At 48.8% G+C, this 19,801-nt stretch carries 15 protein-coding genes, 1 tRNA gene and 1 pseudogene; 2 read left to right on the forward strand and 15 right to left on the reverse strand.

The features are described from left to right. Positions 1 to 128 precede the first annotated feature (128 nt). From BZG72_RS00005 to BZG72_RS00040, 7 genes and pseudogenes are all read right to left on the reverse strand, one after another. A pseudogene (locus BZG72_RS00005) lies at positions 129 to 1,244 on the reverse strand (ISAs1 family transposase). 384 nt (positions 1,245 to 1,628) lie between these two features. After that, positions 1,629 to 2,978 carry an MBL fold metallo-hydrolase RNA specificity domain-containing protein gene (locus BZG72_RS00010; RefSeq protein WP_077665817.1) on the reverse strand — a complete coding sequence of 450 codons (1,350 nt, stop codon included), beginning with the start codon at positions 2,976 to 2,978 and terminating at the stop codon, positions 1,629 to 1,631. A 50-nt stretch (positions 2,979 to 3,028) separates the two neighbouring features. Continuing rightward, positions 3,029 to 3,961 carry an alpha/beta hydrolase gene (locus BZG72_RS00015; protein ID WP_077665818.1) on the reverse strand — a complete coding sequence of 311 codons (933 nt, stop codon included), beginning with the start codon at positions 3,959 to 3,961 and terminating at the stop codon, positions 3,029 to 3,031. A 383-nt stretch (positions 3,962 to 4,344) separates the two neighbouring features. Continuing rightward, the gene (locus tag BZG72_RS00025; RefSeq protein ID WP_077665820.1) at positions 4,345 to 5,511 is read right to left on the reverse strand and encodes a nucleotide sugar dehydrogenase; all 1,167 of its coding nucleotides are present in this window, start codon (positions 5,509 to 5,511) and stop codon (positions 4,345 to 4,347) included. A gap of 146 nt (positions 5,512 to 5,657) precedes the next feature. Beyond that, positions 5,658 to 6,794 carry an LPS O-antigen chain length determinant protein WzzB gene (locus BZG72_RS00030; protein ID WP_108743002.1) on the reverse strand — a complete coding sequence of 379 codons (1,137 nt, stop codon included), beginning with the start codon at positions 6,792 to 6,794 and terminating at the stop codon, positions 5,658 to 5,660. A gap of 209 nt (positions 6,795 to 7,003) precedes the next feature. Further along, positions 7,004 to 10,567 carry an AAA domain-containing protein gene (locus BZG72_RS00035; RefSeq protein ID WP_077665822.1) on the reverse strand — a complete coding sequence of 1,188 codons (3,564 nt, stop codon included), beginning with the start codon at positions 10,565 to 10,567 and terminating at the stop codon, positions 7,004 to 7,006. A 164-nt stretch (positions 10,568 to 10,731) separates the two neighbouring features. Beyond that, positions 10,732 to 10,819: transfer RNA gene (locus tag BZG72_RS00040), tRNA-Ser, on the reverse strand. Positions 10,820 to 11,104: 285 nt separating this feature from the next. Here BZG72_RS00040 and BZG72_RS00045 point away from each other — a divergent pair. Beyond that, the gene (locus tag BZG72_RS00045) at positions 11,105 to 11,677 is read left to right on the forward strand and encodes a UPF0149 family protein (RefSeq protein WP_077665823.1); all 573 of its coding nucleotides are present in this window, start codon (positions 11,105 to 11,107) and stop codon (positions 11,675 to 11,677) included. Between the two features lie 280 nt (positions 11,678 to 11,957). Here the strand turns inward: BZG72_RS00045 and BZG72_RS00050 are convergent, their stop codons facing one another. The 3 genes from BZG72_RS00050 to BZG72_RS00060 all read right to left on the reverse strand — a co-directional run bounded on the left by BZG72_RS00050 (position 11,958) and on the right by BZG72_RS00060 (position 13,496). Beyond that, positions 11,958 to 12,545 carry a YrbL family protein gene (locus tag BZG72_RS00050; RefSeq protein ID WP_077665824.1) on the reverse strand — a complete coding sequence of 196 codons (588 nt, stop codon included), beginning with the start codon at positions 12,543 to 12,545 and terminating at the stop codon, positions 11,958 to 11,960. 331 nt (positions 12,546 to 12,876) lie between these two features. Next, positions 12,877 to 13,164 carry a NadS family protein gene (gene nadS, locus BZG72_RS00055; RefSeq protein ID WP_077665825.1) on the reverse strand — a complete coding sequence of 96 codons (288 nt, stop codon included), beginning with the start codon at positions 13,162 to 13,164 and terminating at the stop codon, positions 12,877 to 12,879. Then, the gene (locus BZG72_RS00060; protein WP_077665826.1) at positions 13,161 to 13,496 is read right to left on the reverse strand and encodes a type II toxin-antitoxin system RelE/ParE family toxin; all 336 of its coding nucleotides are present in this window, start codon (positions 13,494 to 13,496) and stop codon (positions 13,161 to 13,163) included. The genes nadS and BZG72_RS00060 overlap by 4 nt, the downstream gene beginning before the upstream one ends. A gap of 390 nt (positions 13,497 to 13,886) precedes the next feature. On the opposite strand from BZG72_RS00060, the gene BZG72_RS16550 reads away from it, so the two are divergent. Then, a complete protein-coding gene (locus BZG72_RS16550; protein ID WP_077665827.1) occupies positions 13,887 to 14,372 on the forward strand; it encodes an REP-associated tyrosine transposase in 486 nt (161 codons plus the stop codon). Positions 14,373 to 14,805: 433 nt separating this feature from the next. Here BZG72_RS16550 and nadA read toward each other — a convergent pair whose 3' ends face one another. The 5 genes from nadA to tolA form a co-directional block, all read right to left on the reverse strand. Next, positions 14,806 to 15,849, reverse strand: a complete 1,044-nt coding sequence (gene nadA / locus BZG72_RS00070; protein ID WP_077578114.1) for a quinolinate synthase NadA — start codon at positions 15,847 to 15,849, stop codon at positions 14,806 to 14,808. Positions 15,850 to 15,966: 117 nt separating this feature from the next. Next, positions 15,967 to 16,698 (reverse strand): tol-pal system protein YbgF, encoded by a 732-nt coding sequence (gene ybgF / locus BZG72_RS00075; RefSeq protein ID WP_077578113.1) that lies wholly within the window; start codon positions 16,696 to 16,698, stop codon positions 15,967 to 15,969. Positions 16,699 to 16,732: 34 nt separating this feature from the next. Then, positions 16,733 to 17,251 carry a peptidoglycan-associated lipoprotein Pal gene (pal, locus tag BZG72_RS00080; protein ID WP_069361240.1) on the reverse strand — a complete coding sequence of 173 codons (519 nt, stop codon included), beginning with the start codon at positions 17,249 to 17,251 and terminating at the stop codon, positions 16,733 to 16,735. Between the two features lie 50 nt (positions 17,252 to 17,301). After that, positions 17,302 to 18,633 (reverse strand): Tol-Pal system beta propeller repeat protein TolB, encoded by a 1,332-nt coding sequence (gene tolB / locus BZG72_RS00085; protein ID WP_077578154.1) that lies wholly within the window; start codon positions 18,631 to 18,633, stop codon positions 17,302 to 17,304. A gap of 107 nt (positions 18,634 to 18,740) precedes the next feature. After that, positions 18,741 to 19,796, reverse strand: a complete 1,056-nt coding sequence (gene tolA, locus BZG72_RS00090) for a cell envelope integrity protein TolA (protein ID WP_369795708.1) — start codon at positions 19,794 to 19,796, stop codon at positions 18,741 to 18,743. Positions 19,797 to 19,801 lie beyond the last annotated feature (5 nt).

Below are 19,801 nucleotides of genomic sequence, written 5' to 3' on the forward strand. Positions count from 1 at the left end.
ACCCTATGTTGTGTGACGCGTGATAAGTAATAATTCCTACTTTTTTTTTCATTTTAGCACCTTGCTTTAATATTTGATAAAAAATAATTTTTATGAATACTGTCACGGAAAACGCATGAACATCCGCGTCACGAAAGGCTTCCCAACACGCTCACTAGGTACTCTTGGTCGATCGCGCACATCATTCGTTTGCGTTGAATGCCAGCTTTGAAACTCTTCTCTTGCTTTAATAAATTCAAAACCATTTGCCTTGTTCGTGGAAAAGTTTCCGCTCGGTCATCTACTCTTATTCGGTATGTATTTTAATCCAACATCGAGTTGCCAATGCATTGATTCAATTGACCAGTGCGAGTGAGTGGCATCGTGAAGCTCTTTCGCTGTGAGTGCTTTTGAGTTTATATAATAACGCACTGAAATATCTGACTCTTCAGCGTGTTTGCCTTTCTTGACGAACACTCACCATGATTTCCATCGTTTTTAATTCAGGCCAATCATAAGCTAAATCACCTAATACTCTGAAATCGGCATTAATCAGTGCACATCGTGTTTCTAAACGCCCATGCGATTTCTCTTGTGAAGAATAACTGTCACCATCAAAATGTTGAAGCATTGACGGGCGGTAATAATTATCAAACGTTTCGTCTAAATTGCCTTGATTTCCTTTAACAACAAGCAAATAGTCGGCATTTTTATCGGTGGTTTTCTGTGCGATTTTTCACTGACAACCCATAGCATCTATGGTAATCAAACAACCTGAAATATCGAGAAATTCTAGAAGCTTAGGGATTGCAGTAATCTCATTTTTCTCACTGTCTACTTTCGACTGTCCGAGGCATACACCATTTGCGGTTGCGAATGCATTAACCATATGAATAGCGGCTTGATCTTTTATACGAACCTTTCAGTTTTTTTCCATCAATATCAACCACTTCGCCATCCGTTAATTCATGACACGATTTCATCCATTCTATAAAGGCTTTTTGTAATTCCTTTGGACTGACGGTTCCCATTACTCTTGCGATCGTATCTGCCGACGGTGACGTTTTACCTGAAAAGCCAAAACGTAATAAGTAATCGCGCTGCTTACGGCCATAATCACTAATATATTTTCAGGTATCATGGCCAGATAATACCGCACAAATCGTGATCAAAATAATATCTGATAACGCGTGCTCAATTTTACCTTCTTGACGAATATCTTTGATGGAAAAGAAATGTATAAGTGGACTTTTCCCTTCTGTCATTTTTAATCTCCTAAACATTAGGAGATTATTAAGTTGTACTGAAAATGATCAACAAATTGATCCTTTATTTTCACTTATTTTAATTAATAAACATGGTACAACGCACGGTTTTCAGCCTTAAGTGATAACCAAGTCATTAAATCGCTAGGCCAGGCATGACGCGGATCTTGATGCGTTTTCTCTGGTTGCCCTCGGGGAGTTTACCCACGCTACCGCCATGAGGTGTCGCTCCCCCTGTGCGCATAGTTAGAGTTTGTGTGACTGTGCAAGGCGCACGGTCGGTACATTTTAATGGGTTTTGAGTTTACCTGCTAACTTTTGTGGGCAAAAGGCTTAGTGGCGAAAAGTCGAGGTTGCGCAGGCAGTGTGGTGGGTTTTTAGGCATTAATCCGCGAATTCCTTGAGCTTGGCACGCAATGCTCGCTGAGTCTCGGGTTCGCCATGGATTAATTGGATCTGTTGGGGTGGCGGTTGGATGCCTTGCACAAACCTCACTAAGTCGTTTTGGTCGGCGTGGGCGGAGTAGCCGGAGATGGTATGGATTTGCGAGTTAACGTTGACTGAGGTGTTGTCTATCCACACCTTTTTGTTGCTTTGTTGTAACTCTCGCCCGAGGGTGTGTTGGGCTTGGTAGCCGGCAAAAATCACATCGGTGCGTTTGTCTTCAAGTAATGCGGCAAGGTAGTTCATGATGCGCCCACCTTGGCACATGCCAGACGCGGCGACCACGATGGTCGGCTCGCCGGTTTGTTTTAGGCGGTTAACCAGCGCCATGTGTTGGCTGTGTTCATCAATGGTGATGCATTGCTCAAAGGCTAGCGGATGACGGTGTTGGTTCAGTTTGATTTTGGCCTCTTTGCTCCACAGCTTTTTAAACTGGCGATAGTGACGCGTGACTTTTTGCGCCATGGGCGAATCGAGAATAATAGGAAGCGCATCATCAAGCTGTTTTTGGTGAATAAGATGCTCAATATCAAACAACAGCTCTTGGGTGCGGCCAACGCTGAATGCGGGGATCAGTATCGCGCCACCGTCTTCTAATGAACGTTGAATAATCGCCTCTAGCCTCTGGGCACGGGTGGCAACGGATTCATGGGTTTTATCGCCGTAGGTGGATTCTAAAAACAAGATATCGGCACGGCTTGGCGGGATTGGGTCGGGCAACAATGGCGTATTACTGGGCCCTAAATCACCGGAGAACACTATTCGTTGTTGGTCCGGCAGTTTTAATTCTACATAGGCTGAGCCCAAAATATGCCCGGCGGGTTGCAAGCGCAAGTAGGTCGCTGGCTGCCCTTTTTGCTTGGGCTTTAGCCGATGCCAGCTGTTGTATGGCAGTGTCACCATCAGCTGGCGGATACGGTCGAGCACCCGCTGACGATGACCATAGTTCATATTAAGTTGCAATTTTAAGGTGTCATCAATCAATAGCGGCACCAAAGCGGCGGTAGCCTCAGTGCAATAAATGGGACCGTTAAAGCCAGCCGCCAATAGCCATGGCAGTAAGCCACAGTGGTCGATATGAACGTGGGTAAGGATCAACGCATCAATGCGTTTGCCATTAAGGTTTACCCTCGCCTCTCGAATTTCATCTCCTTGGTATTGCCCGCAATCAATCAGCAAGCGTAAACCGCTTGGTTTTATATCCACTTGGTGACACGAGCCAGTCACGGTTTGATAGCCACCATGGTGGATGACGGTGAGGGTTTTATTGTTTATTGAGGTGTTGGGCATGGCCACGTCCAGGTTGTTGGTTCAAATGTTGTTATCGTCGCCCATGGTATCTATGTACCTATCATCTTACTCATCATCTGTTCTATCAACGGGCTTGGGTGGTTGTTGTCGTCGGTAAGAAAATAGGTATGACCCCAGTGAGGGTCGAATCGGTCGTTAAAGGCGTCGCAGTCGGTTACCGTCACTTTGTTGGCGGGAAGCGCGTCAAGATTTTCAGGGCCAGTCATGCCCAGGCGGCGGGTGACGGTGCGGTGGCGTACGTTCACCACTTTTGAGGCGGCCATGGCAATATCATCGGCGGCATAGTAAATATGCACTTGTTTGGCGGCATCGAGGACGGCTCTCCCTGGCTGGTGCGGCTCTAGCGCTTGGTTATCAACATCGGCGGCCATCATAAAGATATGCCGAAACCATTGTGGCATGGTGTCGAGTCCAGCATGTTGGTGCCAATGGTGAAAGGTGCTGATGAGCACGCGATTCCCCATGGAGTGCGCAAGCAGGTTCATGCGCCGTTTGCACGGATCAGTTTGTTGCTCGGGGGCGCGACGCCAGTCATCAAACATCGCGAGTAAACGACTAAACGCCAAGCCTGACGCGGTGGCAGCAAGTTGATCATCCCAGTAATCATCAATAACACCGAGCTGGCCATCTTCATCACAAGGCCAGATAATCGGTACCACCAGTATGGCGTTGGGTGACAGGCGATCAAACTGGAGTTGTAAGGTCTGTGCCATCGGAAAGATATGACTTTCCATTTGGTTGTTATAACCATGGAGCAAAAAGAGTATCTGGGTATGCACGGGTAAGGCTTTCAGTTTGGCCATAAACGGCACAGCAGTGATCTCTTTGTATTCACCCTGCCCGCCGCGTTGGCAAAAATACACCCACTTTGAGATATCGGTGTTTTGGTTATCAAAGCTGAGCCAACGGCCAGCCTCACTCGTCGGCCCTTGTTCGGGTATACGGCTGGTAATAAAAAACATGGCATCATCCATCGTTTATGAATGTGCGATGAGGTTACGCGAGGTAGGTGGTTGAGTTGTATCGTGTTAAGAGGATTTTGCGAGGGAGAAGACGAAAAGCTTAAGCCCAGCCAATGGCATCGTCGATATATAAACCAGGCGTAGGTCGGCATAAACGCCTTCTCGATCGCGCAAGCTTGGGGGGATTTCCGCCGCGCGTCCGTTGCACGGCGCCATCCGACATCATGGTCAAAGTTGGCGCCGGTGTTAAAATTGGCGCCGATCGTGACAGGCGCAGTGCAACTGGCGCCCAGGCGGCATAGTGCCTTGTTGTTGACATTGTACCGGGGCTTGTGTCACCTACGCCAATGGCACCATCGACGTATAGTTTGTGGTGCCGACAATCAATCCGCGCCGAACAAGTCGCGGGTGTAGACTTTACTTTCTACATCGCGGATCTCGTCAACCATACGGTTGGCGACAATCACATCGGCGCGTTGTTTGAAGGTATCCAAGTCTCTGATCACGTATGAGTTAAAGAAGGTGTCTTCTTCAAGCACGGGCTCGTACACTACCACTTCAATGCCTTTGGCTTTAATCCGCTTCATGATCCCTTGGATGGCTGAGGCGCGGAAGTTATCGGAGCCGGATTTCATCACCAAGCGGTATACACCCACCACTTTGGGGTTGCGTTTGATGATCGCATTAGCAATAAAGTCTTTGCGGGTGGTGTTGGCATCAACAATGGCTTGAATAATGTTGTTAGGCACGTCTTGGTAGTTGGCCAACAATTGACGGGTGTCTTTCGGTAAGCAATAGCCGCCGTAGCCAAACGAAGGATTATTGTAGTGGTCGCCAATCCGTGGGTCTAACCCTACTCCCTCAATGATCTGGCGCGAATCCAAACCATGAGATTCAGCGTAGCTATCCAGCTCATTAAAGTATGCTACGCGCATTGCCAGGTAGGTGTTGGAGAACAGCTTTACCGCTTCAGCTTCGGTGGAATGGGTGAACAAGACCGAGATACCCGATTTCACTGCGCCTTGTTGCAACAAGGTGGCAAATTGGCGCGCGCGCTCGGATTGTTCGCCGACAATGATGCGTGACGGGTACAAGTTATCGTAAAGCGCTTTACCTTCGCGCAAAAACTCAGGCGAGAAGAGGATATTCTCACAGCTCATTTTCTGCTTGATTTTTTCCGTGTAACCCACAGGTACCGTCGATTTGATCACCATCACCGCCTCCGGGTTAATCGCCATCACATCTTTAATCACCGTCTCGACTGAACGGGTATTAAAGTAGTTGGTCTCGGGATCGTAATCAGTGGGGGTGGCAATAACCACAAAGTTCGCGCCTTGGTAGGCCTGATCTTTGTCTAGGGTAGCAGTAAAGTTCAGTGGCTTTTCAGCGAGAAATTGCTCTATTTCAGCATCGACAATCGGTGATTGTTGCTTGTTAAGCAGGTTTACCTTTTCTTCCACAATGTCGAGTGCGACCACTTCATTATGTTGGGCCAGTAACATGGCGTTCGACAGGCCTACATAACCTGTTCCAGCAACGGCAATTTTCATCGTGTTTTCCTTAAATTATGTCCGGAAAAGGGGTTCCACGAGGCCCCCTAGGAGAAAGGTCGCGTAATATGGTAGCCCGAGAACATTCCCAGGACCTCGGTTCCTGGGGACTGCTTTGAGCTTTCTCGCCATTCTACTCGCGTTACTTAATCTCGCTTGAAGGCAAAGCGGACTAATACAATGGCAACGCCGAGCATACCACCGAGTAATGTACCCAATACTGCAATCAGCGAGCGCTTAGGTTTGTCTCGGTTAAGGGGCGACGCTGGGTTTTCCAATATACTATATGGTTGTACTTGTACATTACTGCGCTCAATCGAACTTAATGTATCAAGCTTAGCCATCAGCGGGCTTAGCTGTGGCTCTAGCACACTTGGATCCTTGAGGCTTTTTAGTACATTGAGCTTGGCTTCAATTGCGCTGGCACCCATTTGAATAGGGAAGAGATCTTGCTCGCCCAGTGATTGCAAGGGAGTATTCACATTCGCCGCTTTGGCAATGGTAAGGGCGTGCTGGGTACGTTCAGTTTCTTGCTTTAATGCCGTTTTCGCTTGTGCGTTCAAGCTCTTCTTTTGCTGCTGCAAAGCTTGTGTTTCAATCCGCACCACAGCGGCTAAGTCTTGATTCAGCTGCGCGTTTAGTTTTCTGTTTACAAATTTAAGATAGCCTTCGAGTAAAATTAAACTGCTCTCTGGTGTCACTGATTGCACAGAAAGCTCCGCATCTAAAATATCGTTCCTGAGCTCTGACTGTTCAGCACTTACTCGGCCAAGCCAGTCTTGATAGAACTTTCTACCTTCCTCATCTTCTTCGCTCATTGTCGCATCTTCAGCATCGAAACTGGCTTTAATGCGCTGGAATTCTTCGTTTTGATCAAAAAAAGCGAGCTTCGTTTGCGTAGCGTTAAACAATGAGATAAAGCGTTGGAAAATACGCTCACGATCGGCAAGGTCGGTCAGTTGCTTGTTTTGTACAGCCTCTTTGTCTTCGTTCTCGCTGATCGATTTAAAGATAGGCTGATATTGGTTTACCTGCTGCTGGAACGATGCCACGTTGGTGACATTAGGTATGGTAACTTCCGCTTTGCTCGACCACCACTCTTGTGCAGTAAGCGCATAAGCAACGGCCGCGAGTGCAAAAATAACAGTGCAAGCAATAATGGTGAGCTTTCCCTGCCACAACGCAGCAAAAAGCTCTCTGAGATCAATTTCATCATCGTGGGGCTGTTGAAAGTACGGTGGCGCCACATACTGAGGCTGTACGGGTTGCTGTTTATCGCTCACTCTATTGTCCCTATTGTTTATTTATTTTTTGCTTGCTAGCAATTGTTTAACCCCTAGCGGTCGCCAGTGTTACCTGGGTGCTATGCTCGAACGGTCAGATGACGCTTATGATAGCGTTTACGTATAGGTTGCAAAAGTGTGCAGCCATTATTTTGCTCTCATTTTGTCTCACTTGGCTTAAAAAAGCGCACCTTTTTTTAAATCACAGTTCAGGCAGGCATGGGGTTATCTGTCGTGTCGGGCACCAGCATGTTTAGGTTGTATTGACACTCTTTTTGCAATTGCCCCGAGTAATACAGTGAGGTTTCTAGGTTGCAATACCGCCCTTGCCTCGCAGCACTGAGCCAGTTGTAGGAACCAACCGCCATGTGGCTGTCGTCCGCCATCACCATTTTGCTGTGCACCCCATCGACAATATAAACCTCAACATCGAGAGTCTGTAGCCGTTCGATACACTGGTCGAGTTGTTGCCGCTTTTGTGGGTCATACCGGTTGTTATGTGTGGTGTTGAAGTGCCTGTCTGTGTAAATCGTCACTTTCACGCCACGTTCAACTGCCTGCTGCATCGCGTTATCTAACCCCGTTTCTTGTAGTGTTCTCGCTTGCAGCCAAGGCGATATAATATCAACCCGCGATTCGGCATGCGCGAGTATCGTCGTAAGGAAGTGATCATGTTCTTGCGCATTCCATAAGGTTTTGGGTTTATCGCTGAAACGCAATAAATCAGGCCTTTCTACTGGTGCAACGGTCAGCGCATTTTTATCACGCCATAGCAACATCTCGCCCAACACTTGGCGTGGTGAGCCCATGCGTGCATGAGTGAGCATTTGCATATCAGCAAAGACAATAAAGCTGTCTTTCGCACGGGAGACCGCCACATTGAGCATGGTGGCATCTGTATCAATAAACTGCCCGTCCAAGTGACGGCTGTATACATGAGAAAAGATCACGAGTTTTCTCTCCGCACCTTGCAATGAATGCACGGTGCCCACTGTCATTTTCTCGTCCCCCTCACAGAGAATGCCATTGTCATTACAGGCTTCTTTAATGGCGTCTACTTGCGCTCTAAAGGGAGTTACCACGCCAACCGCTTGTTCTAGTGGTGCCCCAAATTGGCTTTCTATTTGCTCACGGTTGTCTCGTAGCCAATGGGCAATGGCTATCGCCTCAACACGGTTTGACGTGCTCCCTGCCTCTCGGACGGCGGCACCGTCAACGTGGGCATAACCTAATGCCGGAAACCGTTCACTATTCGTTTCTTCTGAATGTTCAGCCGGGCCGCGCTTGGGTAAGAGTAAGCCGTTGTAACAAAGCCGGTTACAGTATTCGATAATATCGTCATAACAGCGCCGATGCTCCCTAAGTAACATCCCTGGCTCTGCGTCTGAGTGGTAATGGATATGACTTGCCTGTTGTGCCACGTGCATCACACTGCCTTGCGTAACCAAGCGTGCTATTTCTTCGGTTTCTTCGTATTCATCCGCCAGCGCGTGTAAACCAGCACTGAACAGGTTCCCCTGATCAACCACGGAAGAGAGTGAGCGTACTGGTTGAATTTGTTGAGTATCCCCAATCACTAACGCTCTTTTGGCAAAAGCCATACTGGCCCCTGCTACTTCTGGGGAAACTTGCCCGGCCTCATCAACAATCAACCAGTCAATACTGTTGAATAGATAATCAGTTATAAACTCTCCCGCACTGTGGCGTTTTATTGTCATGTGAGAGGGTAGTGCATGAAAGGTTGAGACAATACAGGGCGTCAGCATCATGCGTCGACGCCAACGCGCCAAGCTGGCTTTTTCGCCACTTTTTTTCGCCTGGCTATCAAGATTTTTTCCTAAGGCATAGCAGGCTAACAACCATCTCACCTCCCAATAGTGGACGGTGACTCGAAAAACAAAAAAACGGACATGGGTATCTAACCACTTGTCCATGGTATCAATATCGACAATCTGATCTTTGCCACTCGGCGGCGGAGCACTGTATGTGTCAAACAACGTATTACAGATACCCATCCACTTTTGCTGGTACGTCAGGTACTGCTGCTGACAGTCATACAACGCATCAAGCTGTTGCTTTTTCGCTTCTCGCTGTTTTTCTTGCTTTGCAAATGCCTGATTGAGAGCGGCTTCAAATCGATCGATACCATACTCTCGGTACAGCGCCTGCGCGGTATCACAAAGCTGGGTATCAACAAAGTGCGCATAGCTAGCATGGCGCTTTCTTTTTACGGCGGGTAAAAACGCGAGCGTAGATTCGATTAGTGATTCTTGTGATAAGAAAAAACGCCACTGATTCAGGCTTCCCTTTAGGGTTTGGCTAGCCGCTTGAAGCTCTGCTAACTCAGTTTCATGTGCAGCTATCACTGCGGCTGGATCGCTACCTAATTGCTGGTGATATACCTGCCGCTGCTTGTCGTAGTCGAGCCAACCTTGTTGTACGTTTTGTAGTTGGTTCATCGCGGTTTGCAGCTTGCCGTGCAATTGCTGTTTTATCTCTTTTAGCGCTTCTTTTGGTTCATCACTCAAGGCAAGGCTCGGAAAAGCCTGACGTGCTCTATCAATCAAGTAATGTGTGGCGCTATACAGGGTATCTTTGTTCTCTAGGCCATTATAAAAGGCGTCCGTTTGATAGAACTGATCCGCTTCTTGTTGTTTTGACTTTGCTGGCAGATAACCACCGTAGCTTACGATACCAGGCAGCCACCGCCCTGCCATCGGACCGTCACCTTTACCGAAGTCTTTACCAAACGCTTCAATAATATTGGTGACCGCTTGGTTATTGGTCGATGCGGCAACAATAATCGGCGGCTCACTGTCTTCTAACGCTGCTTTAGCCCACAAGGATGCCACAGTCGAGAGCACAAACGTGGTTTTGCCAGTCCCTGGAGGACCATTGATGGCTAGCATATTGGCCGATTCAATCGCTAGCGTGCTGGTCAGGGCATCTCGTTGGGCATCAGCAAGGGGAAATGCATCACCGGAATGCGCAATTCTCGTACTTATCGACGTGGCATAATCTTCACATGGCCGTCTGTTATTGCATGTGTAGGTGGCGTAGGTATTGAGTAGCGGCAATGTCGGCTTGTTTTCACGAATCAAGTCATACGCATTGATGATATGAAATGCGCTACCTGACGTTTCAATTTTTTCTAGATAAGCACCGTCGGGTGACACTTCATACAAGTCTTTAAAGCCCCTTTCGTCTAAGTAGTCTTTGCAGACGGAGGCGTATAGATCCCGCGCCGTGTTATACGCCTGATCCCATACTATCGCGTGCTGTTCTGGGTTATCACGCTCCAACTCCTCAACATCAGACTCTGTTAAGCACTGTATCGACGCGTTAGTTAAAAAGTGATCGACCTGTTCAACGGTTGACACGGTTATCACGTCTTGATGCTGAGGCGCAAGGGTGTCACGGGAGACGAAAGGCGCAGACGCGGGATAGAGTCGGCCTGATCGCGTTATCCACACGGGGCAAATAATCGGCGCGATATAATACGGTAAGGCGCTGTTTTTCTGCTTCCCGTGCTCGATGATATTCCTTTTAACAAACGCAAACGTCCATATATGCGCTTTAACCGCAATGGTATCCGCCGGTTCATTGCTGAATAATTCACCGTCATTTTCTTCTGAGCTCAGGCAGCCTTCTACTAATGAGGAGGAAGAGATATTACGTTTTTGTGCTAACTCCTTCCGGTTAAAAAACCCCTTGGTACTGTCAGCATCCGCTAAACAGTTACGCCAATACGCGGCCCACTTCATCCATTCCATGCTTTATTGCTTATATCTCAAATTTAACTGCGGCTAGGTTAGCGTTTTTAGATAAGGGATAAAAGCAACTTGGACAATTGCTGTGAGGGTGAAAATGGTTTGAGATCATCGTTCGGTGAGCGATAGATAGCAAAAAACCGCCACGAGGGCGGTTTTTTTAATGATGGCGGTGAGAGAGGGATTCGAACCCTCGATACGTTGCCGTATACACGCTTTCCAGGCGTGCTCCTTCAGCCACTCGGACACCTCACCATATTGTGTGTTACGCGAGCTATTTATTGTGGGTGATTGACTTACCCGCTGTCGCGTTAACGGGGCGTACTATAGAGAGTTGCCGCTTTGCGGTCAAGCTGTTGGTGATGGCTTTGGGTTTAAATGGCTATTCCATCACCAAAAGCATCACTATGTCTGGAAAAAAGCGTTAACCACCCCGATTCAGTCGTCAACGTGTTGAGCAACGACTGATGTGTGATGGAAGCAACCACACCTGAAAGCTGTTAAACTCTTGCCATATACCAAAATGCAAATAAGAGTGTTATGACATTATCAGATTTTCTCACCCAGCATGCCGATAGCAGCCAGCTACTTAACGAAATGCAAACCCGTGGTGTGGTCACCGCGATGGCGGCCGCCCCTCATGTTATTGGCCCTAGCGAGTGGCTTCCTGTGATGTGGGGTGGCGAGGAACAAGCGCCGTTTGAGAGCCATGAGCAGTTTGAGCAGTACGCCAATCTGATTGTGGATATTTGGAATGAACAGCGCCAACAGTTGTTGGAGAAAACTTGGCAATGGCCGGAAGGCTGTTTGTTGGATGACGCTGAGATTGTCAACCAAGCGACCCGCGATTTCGCCGAGGGGTTGTTGCAAGGCTGGAGCCTGACCCGGGATGATTGGGAAACGCTGATGCCGGAAAACACCGATGGCAATGCCCTACTCGGTGGCGTAGTGCTGTCTATTAGCTTGCTTTACGATCCCGAAACCGCCCTTTCCACCATGGAAGCACAAGGCGCGGAAGAATTGGCACAGTTTGAGGAAATCTTTAACGCTATGCCTACCATGTTGTGTGGTCTTACCCACCACGGCGCGGCGTTAGCGGAGGATGCGGAGTAAATAACCGGTGGTGCCATTGGCGTAGGTGACACAAGCCCCTGCACGATGTTGGATAGGTGTAGATTGCCAACGGGCGCCTGTCACGATCAGTGCCAAATTTGGCTTTCATGTCGGAGGCGCCGTGCAACGGGCGCGCGGCACACATCGTGATATTGATTGGCATTGTGCTGGCGCTTGTCCGACCTACGCCTGGCTTATGTTTTGGTGGTTCGTTAGGCGACGAAAAAAGCTCCGGCGTGATATTGGGTATACGCAAGTTGCCAATGGGACACTGGCTGACTCACGCGATTTCGGTGTCACCACATCCCACATTTTCTACTGGCTCACCGTTGAGTAGCTTTTCAAGCTTTCTTTTGGCGGGCTTAAGCGACTTTTGCGTTCGCCAACGACTGATTAGTGGTACCTTTTGATATAGCCAAGCGCGTTTTTCTTTAGGAGGAACAATGCCGTCAATGATGTAGAAGTTATCTTTATCCACCACAATGTTGTTCAAATTGGTATCGATAAAACAAATCTTGGTGTCTTTCAAATATTGTTCGACACCAACAAATATCTTGGACGCCTTTTCTCGGGCCAGCTTGCCCTTCTCAAGCAAGCTTAAAAAGGTTTCATGTTCGCTATTGCCAACAAGATCAAAGACTAACCCTACCCCTAAGTCTGTGTCGATAAATCCATAACATTGCGGTAAATGGCTGGTGTCTACATGCTTCTTGATTAGATACTGATAATAGTCCCACTCCCTCGCATTCACATCACTCGGCTGGTTGGCTTTCATGATTTTAATGCACTTTGTTGAGTCGTTGGGATGCCGGTAGCAGTCTCGGGTTTGTCCGCTGCCAATAGGCTTATGGTTCTGTAAATAGATCATTGTCTCTGGCCAGTTTATTATTCTTTTCGTACAAAAAAGCAAACATAAAGATTATCGATCTGTCATCAGACAGTCAAATATATGTCAAATTATTTCCGGCCATTTCTCACAGGAAGAACTAAGCGTTCACGAGAGGGTTGTTAGGGCGTGGGGAGCGCACGCAGACTGATGTCGGTGGGCGCCTATCACGAGCAGTGCAAAATTTAACATCGGTGCTAAATTTCGCTTTCATGTCGGAGGCGCGCGGCACACATCGTGATATTGATTGGCATTGTGCTGGCGCTTGTCCGACCTACAGATTTTTTTAGGTAATATAAACAACTTGCTGCCACTAATGAGCTTCTAATGCTTTGTAAAACTCAGGGTTATCTTTGATAGTGTGAAGCACTTTCGCCGCTAAGCCTGAGGGGTTACGACGCTTATTTTCCCAGCTTTTTACTGTCTCAACACTCACACTCATTGCTTTGGCAAACTCAGAGCGCGATACATTCAGAATATCTTCACGAATAGCCTTAACGTCTTCAATGGTATAAGAAGTTATCCGTGAAGGCTCCATATTTTCTTTCTTGATTTCGGCCGCCTCTTCAAGGGACGTCTTTAGATCTGTAAAAATACTCATTTCTCATCACCTCGCAGTTGTTTAACTAGTTCTTTCAACTGCTTTTTCTCTTCATTTGTCAAAGTATCTTGCGTTGTTTTAGCGTACACATATACTAAATAAATGGTTTCAGCGTAAGCAAAATAATATAGGACCCTTAGACTCCCGCTCTTTCCTTGCCCTTTCTTGGCCATCCTGACTTTTCTTAGCCCACCTGTACCTTGAATCAGATCGCCCTTTACAGGTTGAGCTATGAGTTCACTCTGTAGCTCTTTCAACTCATCATCAGACGCGAGTGCGGCAATCAACCTAGTGAATGTCGGGGTCTCAATAAAATGGAGTGCGTGGCTCACGTTCTTAACTCCTTATACATTATAGTATGTGTACTGTGTACCCGCTGTCAACACGGCCTAGGGAAAGATTGGGTGAACAGTGCGATATGGGCGCCATTTGCACTGTGCCTGTTACGGTCGTTGTCAAATTTGGCAATGATGTCGGAGGCGCCGTGCAACGGGCGCGCTTTGGCTTGGGTATTCATGATTAACATCGCACCGGCGCTTGTCCGACCTACGCCTGGTTTATATATCGATGATCCCATTGGCGACGATGACACACGTCTCGGTACAACAAACATCTTCAATTGTGTTTCGCGGCTGAATTCTAATTTATTGTAATGAAACTTGATTCCTCTCTTGGCTTCGCATCATCTGAGGGTATGTGAAGTTGGCAAAAGAGAGCCTGGAATGCGGTATCTGAGGAACTATGCATGTGGGGGGACGTATTTTTTTACGGTGAACCTGCGTGACAGAGAGATGCAGCTGCTTACGGAGTACATTACGTTATTACGCTCAGCGGTGGCAACAGTCAACGCGTCTCATCCTTTTTATATCGATGCTTGGGTCGTTTTACCTGATCATTTACATACTATTTGGACACTTCCCAACAATGACTCAGATTATTCGACCAGGTGGCGCAAGATAAAGAAGCTGTTTACCAAAAGTGTGTCCCGAATAGATAAGCGATTTGTTACGGCAAAAGGGAGAATATGGCAAGATCGATTTTGGGAGCATACGATCAGGGATGAGAGAGATTTTAAGCATCATTTTGATTATGTGCATTTCAACCCGGTTAAACACGGTTGGGTTGAACAAGTGTCTGATTGGCCGTATTCCTCATTTCATCGTGAGGTTAAAAGAGGGATTTATCATCCGTCGTGGGGTTTGTATTAGTCGTGGAGTTTGTATTAACAGATTAAACGATTACCCGTGCATACCGATCATTTAAGCGACGGTGACACAAGCCCCGGTAAGATGTCGATATGATACATTGAGCCAACGGGTGCCTGTCACGATGATTGCCAAATTTGGCCGCCAATGTCGGATGGCGCGCGGCGGAAATCACACCAAGCTTGCGCGATCGAGAAGGCGCTTATGCCGACCTACACCTGGTTCATATATCGATGATCCCATTAGTGTAGGTGACACAAGCCCTTACGCGATGTTGGATATGGGCTCATTGCCAGCGGACGCCTGTCACGCTCAGTGCCAAATTTAACATCGGTGCCAAATTTGGCTTTCATGTCGGAGGCGCCGTGCAACGGGCGCGCGGCACACATCGTGATATTGATTGGCATTGTGCTGGCGCTTGTCCGACCTACGGAGGTTACCCCTTCATTTCAGCAGCAAAGTTGAGCATGCGGTTGAGCGGGATTAGCGCTTTTTCGCGCACCTTGTCGTCAACGTGGATTTCATGCTCTTCACCACCGACTTCAAGTGCGCTCTCTATCGCTTTGAGGCCGTTCATTGCCATCCATGGGCAATGAGCGCAGCTTCGACAGGTCGCGCCCGCGCCGGCGGTTGGGGCTTCGACGAGTTCTTTTTCCGGCACCATTTGCTGCATCTTATAAAAAATGCCTTTATCCGTGGCCACAATCAGCTTTTCGTTCGGCAGGGTTTGTGCTGCTTTAATCAGCTGGCTGGTTGAGCCAACGGCATCAGCCATTTTTACCACACTGGCAGGCGATTCGGGGTGAACGAGAATCGCGGCATCAGGATAGAGGTGTTTCATTTTTTCCAGCGCTTGAGCTGAAAATTCATCATGCACCACACATTCACCTTGCCATAGCAGCATATCCGCGCCGGTTTCTTTCTCAATATAGGCACCAAGGTGGCGATCGGGGCCCCAGATAATCGGCTTATCTTGGCTGTCTAGGTGCTCGACAATTTCTAACGCAATGCTCGACGTCACCACCCAGTCGGCACGCGCTTTGACGGCGGCTGAGGTGTTGGCGTATACCACCACGGTATGATCCGGATGGGCATCACAAAACGCGGTGAATTCGTCCGCTGGACAGCCTAAGTCTAACGAGCACTCCGCGTTTAGTGTCGGCATTAGCACGGTTTTTTCTGGGGTGAGAATTTTGGCGGTTTCCCCCATAAAGCGTACACCAGCGACAATCAAGGTACTTGCTGAGTGTTGGTTGCCAAAGCGAGCCATTTCCAACGAATCAGCCACACATCCGCCGGTTTCTTCGGCAAGGGCTTGGATCTCTGGATCCGTGTAATAGTGAGCAACAAGTACCGCGTCTTTTTCTTCTAACAATTGTTTGATGCGCGCAACGTGTTGTTTTTTCTCAGTGTCAGTCAATGCCACAGGTTTCGGCGGAAAGGGGTAGACCCTTTGCGACGTTTCAATCACTTGGCTCATGGGATTACTCATGCTTACTTCCAGTCCGGAACTTCCAGTCCGGGTAGTATAACGTGAGTGGGGGGAGAAACAATATGAAGAGGGAGGCTAGGCCCTAGGAACCTAGGACCTTATTGCCTACATCGCATTTTTGGCTTGTTTGGCGCTGGTTGAGTCTGGGTAGGTATCAATCACTTGTTGAAAGTATTGATTGGCTTGGTCGCCGTTACCTTGTTTTTGTGCAATCAGACCCAGTTTCAGCAAGGCATCAGGGCGTTTATTGGAGTCTTCAAACTCACTCACTGCCGTGAATTCTTGGCTAGCTTGTTCAAACTTACGTTTGGAGAAATAAAGCTGGCCGAGCCAATAGTGGGCATTAGCGGTGTATACCGATTCTGGGTATGTTGAAAGGAACGCTTTGAATGCCTTGGTTGCGCCTTGGTAATCTTTCTCTTTTAAGATCAGGTTGACTGCGGCTTCATAGGCTGCATTCTCGGTTTGATCGGCGGTGAAGTTAACCGCTGGCTTATCTTCTGGCGCTTTCTCTGGCTCTGCGGGGGCCGATTGCTTGGCTGTTCTTAGGGTGTCGATTTCTCGATATAGGTCACGTTGACGTTCAACCATTTGTTGAATGTCATAGCTGTTACGCTCAACGTTACCGCGTAAATTGCTCAGCTCTTGCGCCATTTGGTCAAGCTGGCGCTGCATATCCAGCTGCATTTGATTACGTGCTTGGAGCATGCGCTCTAAGCGATCGACGGCGGTGCCGCCCGCCCCTACTTCTGTCACCGGAGCAGGTGTGGCAGCCACGGGGGCTGCCACACTCACCAGTAACGCCAGCGCGAGGGTTCGCACAGAGTTACTGTTCATTGTCATATCCTTTATCCATTACCAAAAGGCTGGATTAGTATACCAATACCGCACGACGGTTTTTGGCGTAAGCTTCTTCGCTTTGGCCAAGCACCAACGGTTTTTCTTCACCGTAGCTCACGATAGAGATCTGGCTCGCCGGTACGCCCAGCGCTTGTAGGTACTTAGAAACCGCTTCGGCACGACGCTCGCCCAGTGCGATGTTGTACTCAGGGGTACCGCGCTCGTCAGCGTGACCTTCTACGACCACTTCCATCGCTGGGTTAGCACGCAGGTAAGTGGCGTGGGCATCCAGCATGTCTTCGTATTGTGGCAGTACTGATGAGTCGTCAAAGTTGAAGTAAACGGTTTGCGACTGACGCAGTTCTTGGTTACGAATTTGTTGCTCTGTCATTGAGCCTTGGCCGTCAACAGGAGAAACAACCGTGGTGCCGTTTTGGTTGGTTGATTGGCCAGAACCACTGCCTGTTGAGCTATCGTGTGAGCTACACGCAGCCAGAGTAAACATCGGCAGTGCCACCGCCAGACCTTTCAGTACTTTATTGATTTGCATTCTATTTTCCTTTTCTAGAAAGTTAGCGCACGTTGTTTAAAATTAAAAAACTACAGGTAAGGTGACCAGGCTGGTGCACGCACGCGCCCGTTGGTTGCCGGTAACCGCGCTTTAAAGCGGCCGTCTACAGAGACGAGTGACAACACATTCTTACGTCCATATACCGAGCTGTAAATCACCATGCTGCCATTAGGCGCAATGCTTGGCGACTCATCCAACAAGGTTTTGGTTAGGATTTGCACCGCCCCGCTGTTTAAGTCTTGCTTTGCAATGTTATAGCCAGACGATGATTGATTTACCATTATCAAGTGACGGCCATCCGGTGTCAGTTGCCCACCCATGTTCTGATTGCCTTGCCACGTGATCCGTCGGCTAGTTCCGTCGTCTAAATTTACGCGATAAATCTGTGGTTTGCCACCCCGGTCAGAGGTATAGATGAGCGAGTTACCATCAGGATCCCAAAATGGCTCGGTGCTATTGGCACGGCCGTGGGTAATTTGCGTCAATTTTTTGCTGTTCAAATCGAAGGTATACACCTGCAAGCTACCGGTTTTGGAGAGTACCAAGGCTAACTTGCTGCCATCAGGAGAAAACTGTGGCGATCCATTGTGACGAGGGTATGACGCAATTTTCTCGCGCTGGCCGGTGTAAATGTTCATGATGAAGATTTCTGCCTGACCATTTTCGAAGCTGACATAGGCGAGCTGTCGGCCATCCGGTGACCAAGACGGCGACATCAATGGCTGTTTGGAACGCAGGATCAAGCGCTCGTTATAGCCGTCATAATCTGACAAACGCAGCTGATAGGGGTAGTCGTTTTCTTTATCAATCACCACATAAGCGATACGAGTTAAGAACGCGCCCTTTTCGCCGGTGAGCTGCTCATAAACAATATTGGAAATGCGATGCGCATAGCGGCGCAGGTCGCTCTCTTTGACCGTGGCGCGGTTATTCACAAGTAAGTGATCATCGGTTTGTACCAACTCGCCATCGGCGCCTAGGCCTTTGCTGTCACCGCCGGTGAGTTGCCCTCGAACGATATCAATCAGCTGATAGTCAATCTGATAACGCCCGTCAGATGTGGGAGTAATGGTGCCTGTGACCACCGCATCCACCCCCAGCGAGGTCCAAGCGTTGTAATCTACATCCGCATCACTATATGGGGTTTGCGGCATGTCACTGACCGCCAGCGGGTTGAACTTACCGCTGCGGCGTAAATCGGAGCCGACTACGCCGGAAATATCTTCCGGCAATTCGCCTTGTCCCTTCCATTGAAACGGGATCACGCCAATCGGGCGCGCGGTATTCACCCCTTCGGTGATCACCAATTTCAGCGCGGCATGTGCCGGTTGAGTCAGTATCGACAGACAGGCTAAAAGCATCACAACCGCGGCGATACGCCATGTTCGCAAACGATCCTGACTCTTGCTTGTCACACTGCTTGTGCCACCGCAGGGGCTCACTTCCATCATGTTTGGTATCCTGTCGTTTAGTTAGGTCTAACGGTCAACTCAATATCACGTAGTTTGGCAATAATGTCGCCATCTTCCGGCATTGGAAACTGAGACACAGACGCCACCGCGGTTTTTGTCGCGCGACACAGCCGCGTATTGCCTGCCTTTTCTTCCACATTAAGCAACAGGCCGGTCGGTGACAAGCGCATATTCACCACGCACTCTTGGCCACTTAAGCCATCATCGACGATGAGCCGTTGCTGGATCATTTGTGTAAAAATGGCGCCGTACCGCGCCACTTCATCTTGAATAAATTGCCCGCGCGCGGTTTGCCGTTGGCTGGCTTCCGACTCGAGGCCCGAGAACAAATCGTTCAGCGCCGCCTCTTGCTCTTGTTGTCGTCGCTTCGCCTCCTGGGCTTTTCGCTCTGCCTCTTGGCGCGCTTGTTCGGCTTTACGTGCCTCTTCTTCTGCTTTTTTACGCTCGGCAAGCTTGCGCTGTCGCTCGGCTTCGGCTTTTTTCGCTTCTTCCTCGGCTTTACGTTGCGCGGCGAGCTTTTCTTGCCGTGCTTTTTCCGCTTTCTCCGCCGCGAGTTCCGCTTTGCGCTTCTCTTCTAATTTACGCTGACGTTCGCGTTCGGCCTGTTCGGCCTGTTGCTTGGCAATACGCGCTTGCTCTTGCGCTTTGGCCTTTTGCTCGGCAATTCGCTTTTGCTCTTCACGTGCTTGGCGTTCGGCTTCTAACTTTTGTCGCTTCACTTCGCGAAGGCGCTGCTCTTCTTGCTCACGTTGTTGCTCAAGGCGTTTCGCTTGCTGCTCTAACCGTTTGAGTCGCTCCGCTTCTTCGCGTTTAGCCTGATCGCGTTGCTCGCGAATTTTCTTCGCCTGCGCGTTCACTACCGCCGGATCAATGACAGTGGCATCAATCGCGCGACCCGCTTTAGGGGTTGGCGTTGAGTCAGAACTAAAGTCTGCCCCCCATAACAGCACAATCACTAAGACCAGGTGCAACACGGCAGATATTGCCAGCGCGGGCATCAGCGAGTCTTTGCCTGATTTTTTATGGGTTGGTTTATCGCTTGGCTCGTTCATCACCC

The organism is Salinivibrio sp. PR6 (assembly GCF_001995955.1).
GTDB classification, from domain to species: domain Bacteria; phylum Pseudomonadota; class Gammaproteobacteria; order Enterobacterales; family Vibrionaceae; genus Salinivibrio; species Salinivibrio siamensis.

What these genes read in the sequence shown, in the direction of transcription:
- BZG72_RS00045 (WP_077665823.1), top strand. Translation starts at nt 11,105, where the DNA reads ATGACATTATCAGATTTTCTCACCCAGCATGCCGATAGCAGCCAGCTA.
- nadS (WP_077665825.1), bottom strand. Translation starts at nt 13,164, where the DNA reads ATGAGTATTTTTACAGATCTAAAGACGTCCCTTGAAGAGGCGGCCGAA.
- tolB (WP_077578154.1), bottom strand. Translation starts at nt 18,633, where the DNA reads ATGCTTTTAGCCTGTCTGTCGATACTGACTCAACCGGCACATGCCGCG.
- BZG72_RS16550 (WP_077665827.1), top strand. Translation starts at nt 13,887, where the DNA reads ATGCGGTATCTGAGGAACTATGCATGTGGGGGGACGTATTTTTTTACG.
- BZG72_RS00035 (WP_077665822.1), bottom strand. Translation starts at nt 10,567, where the DNA reads ATGGAATGGATGAAGTGGGCCGCGTATTGGCGTAACTGTTTAGCGGAT.
- nadA (WP_077578114.1), bottom strand. Translation starts at nt 15,849, where the DNA reads ATGAGCCAAGTGATTGAAACGTCGCAAAGGGTCTACCCCTTTCCGCCG.
- BZG72_RS00050 (WP_077665824.1), bottom strand. Translation starts at nt 12,545, where the DNA reads ATGATCTATTTACAGAACCATAAGCCTATTGGCAGCGGACAAACCCGA.
- BZG72_RS00015 (WP_077665818.1), bottom strand. Translation starts at nt 3,961, where the DNA reads ATGTTTTTTATTACCAGCCGTATACCCGAACAAGGGCCGACGAGTGAG.
- ybgF (WP_077578113.1), bottom strand. Translation starts at nt 16,698, where the DNA reads ATGAACAGTAACTCTGTGCGAACCCTCGCGCTGGCGTTACTGGTGAGT.
- BZG72_RS00025 (WP_077665820.1), bottom strand. Translation starts at nt 5,511, where the DNA reads ATGAAAATTGCCGTTGCTGGAACAGGTTATGTAGGCCTGTCGAACGCC.
- BZG72_RS00010 (WP_077665817.1), bottom strand. Translation starts at nt 2,978, where the DNA reads ATGCCCAACACCTCAATAAACAATAAAACCCTCACCGTCATCCACCAT.
- pal (WP_069361240.1), bottom strand. Translation starts at nt 17,251, where the DNA reads ATGCAAATCAATAAAGTACTGAAAGGTCTGGCGGTGGCACTGCCGATG.
- tolA (WP_369795708.1), bottom strand. Translation starts at nt 19,796, where the DNA reads ATGAACGAGCCAAGCGATAAACCAACCCATAAAAAATCAGGCAAAGAC.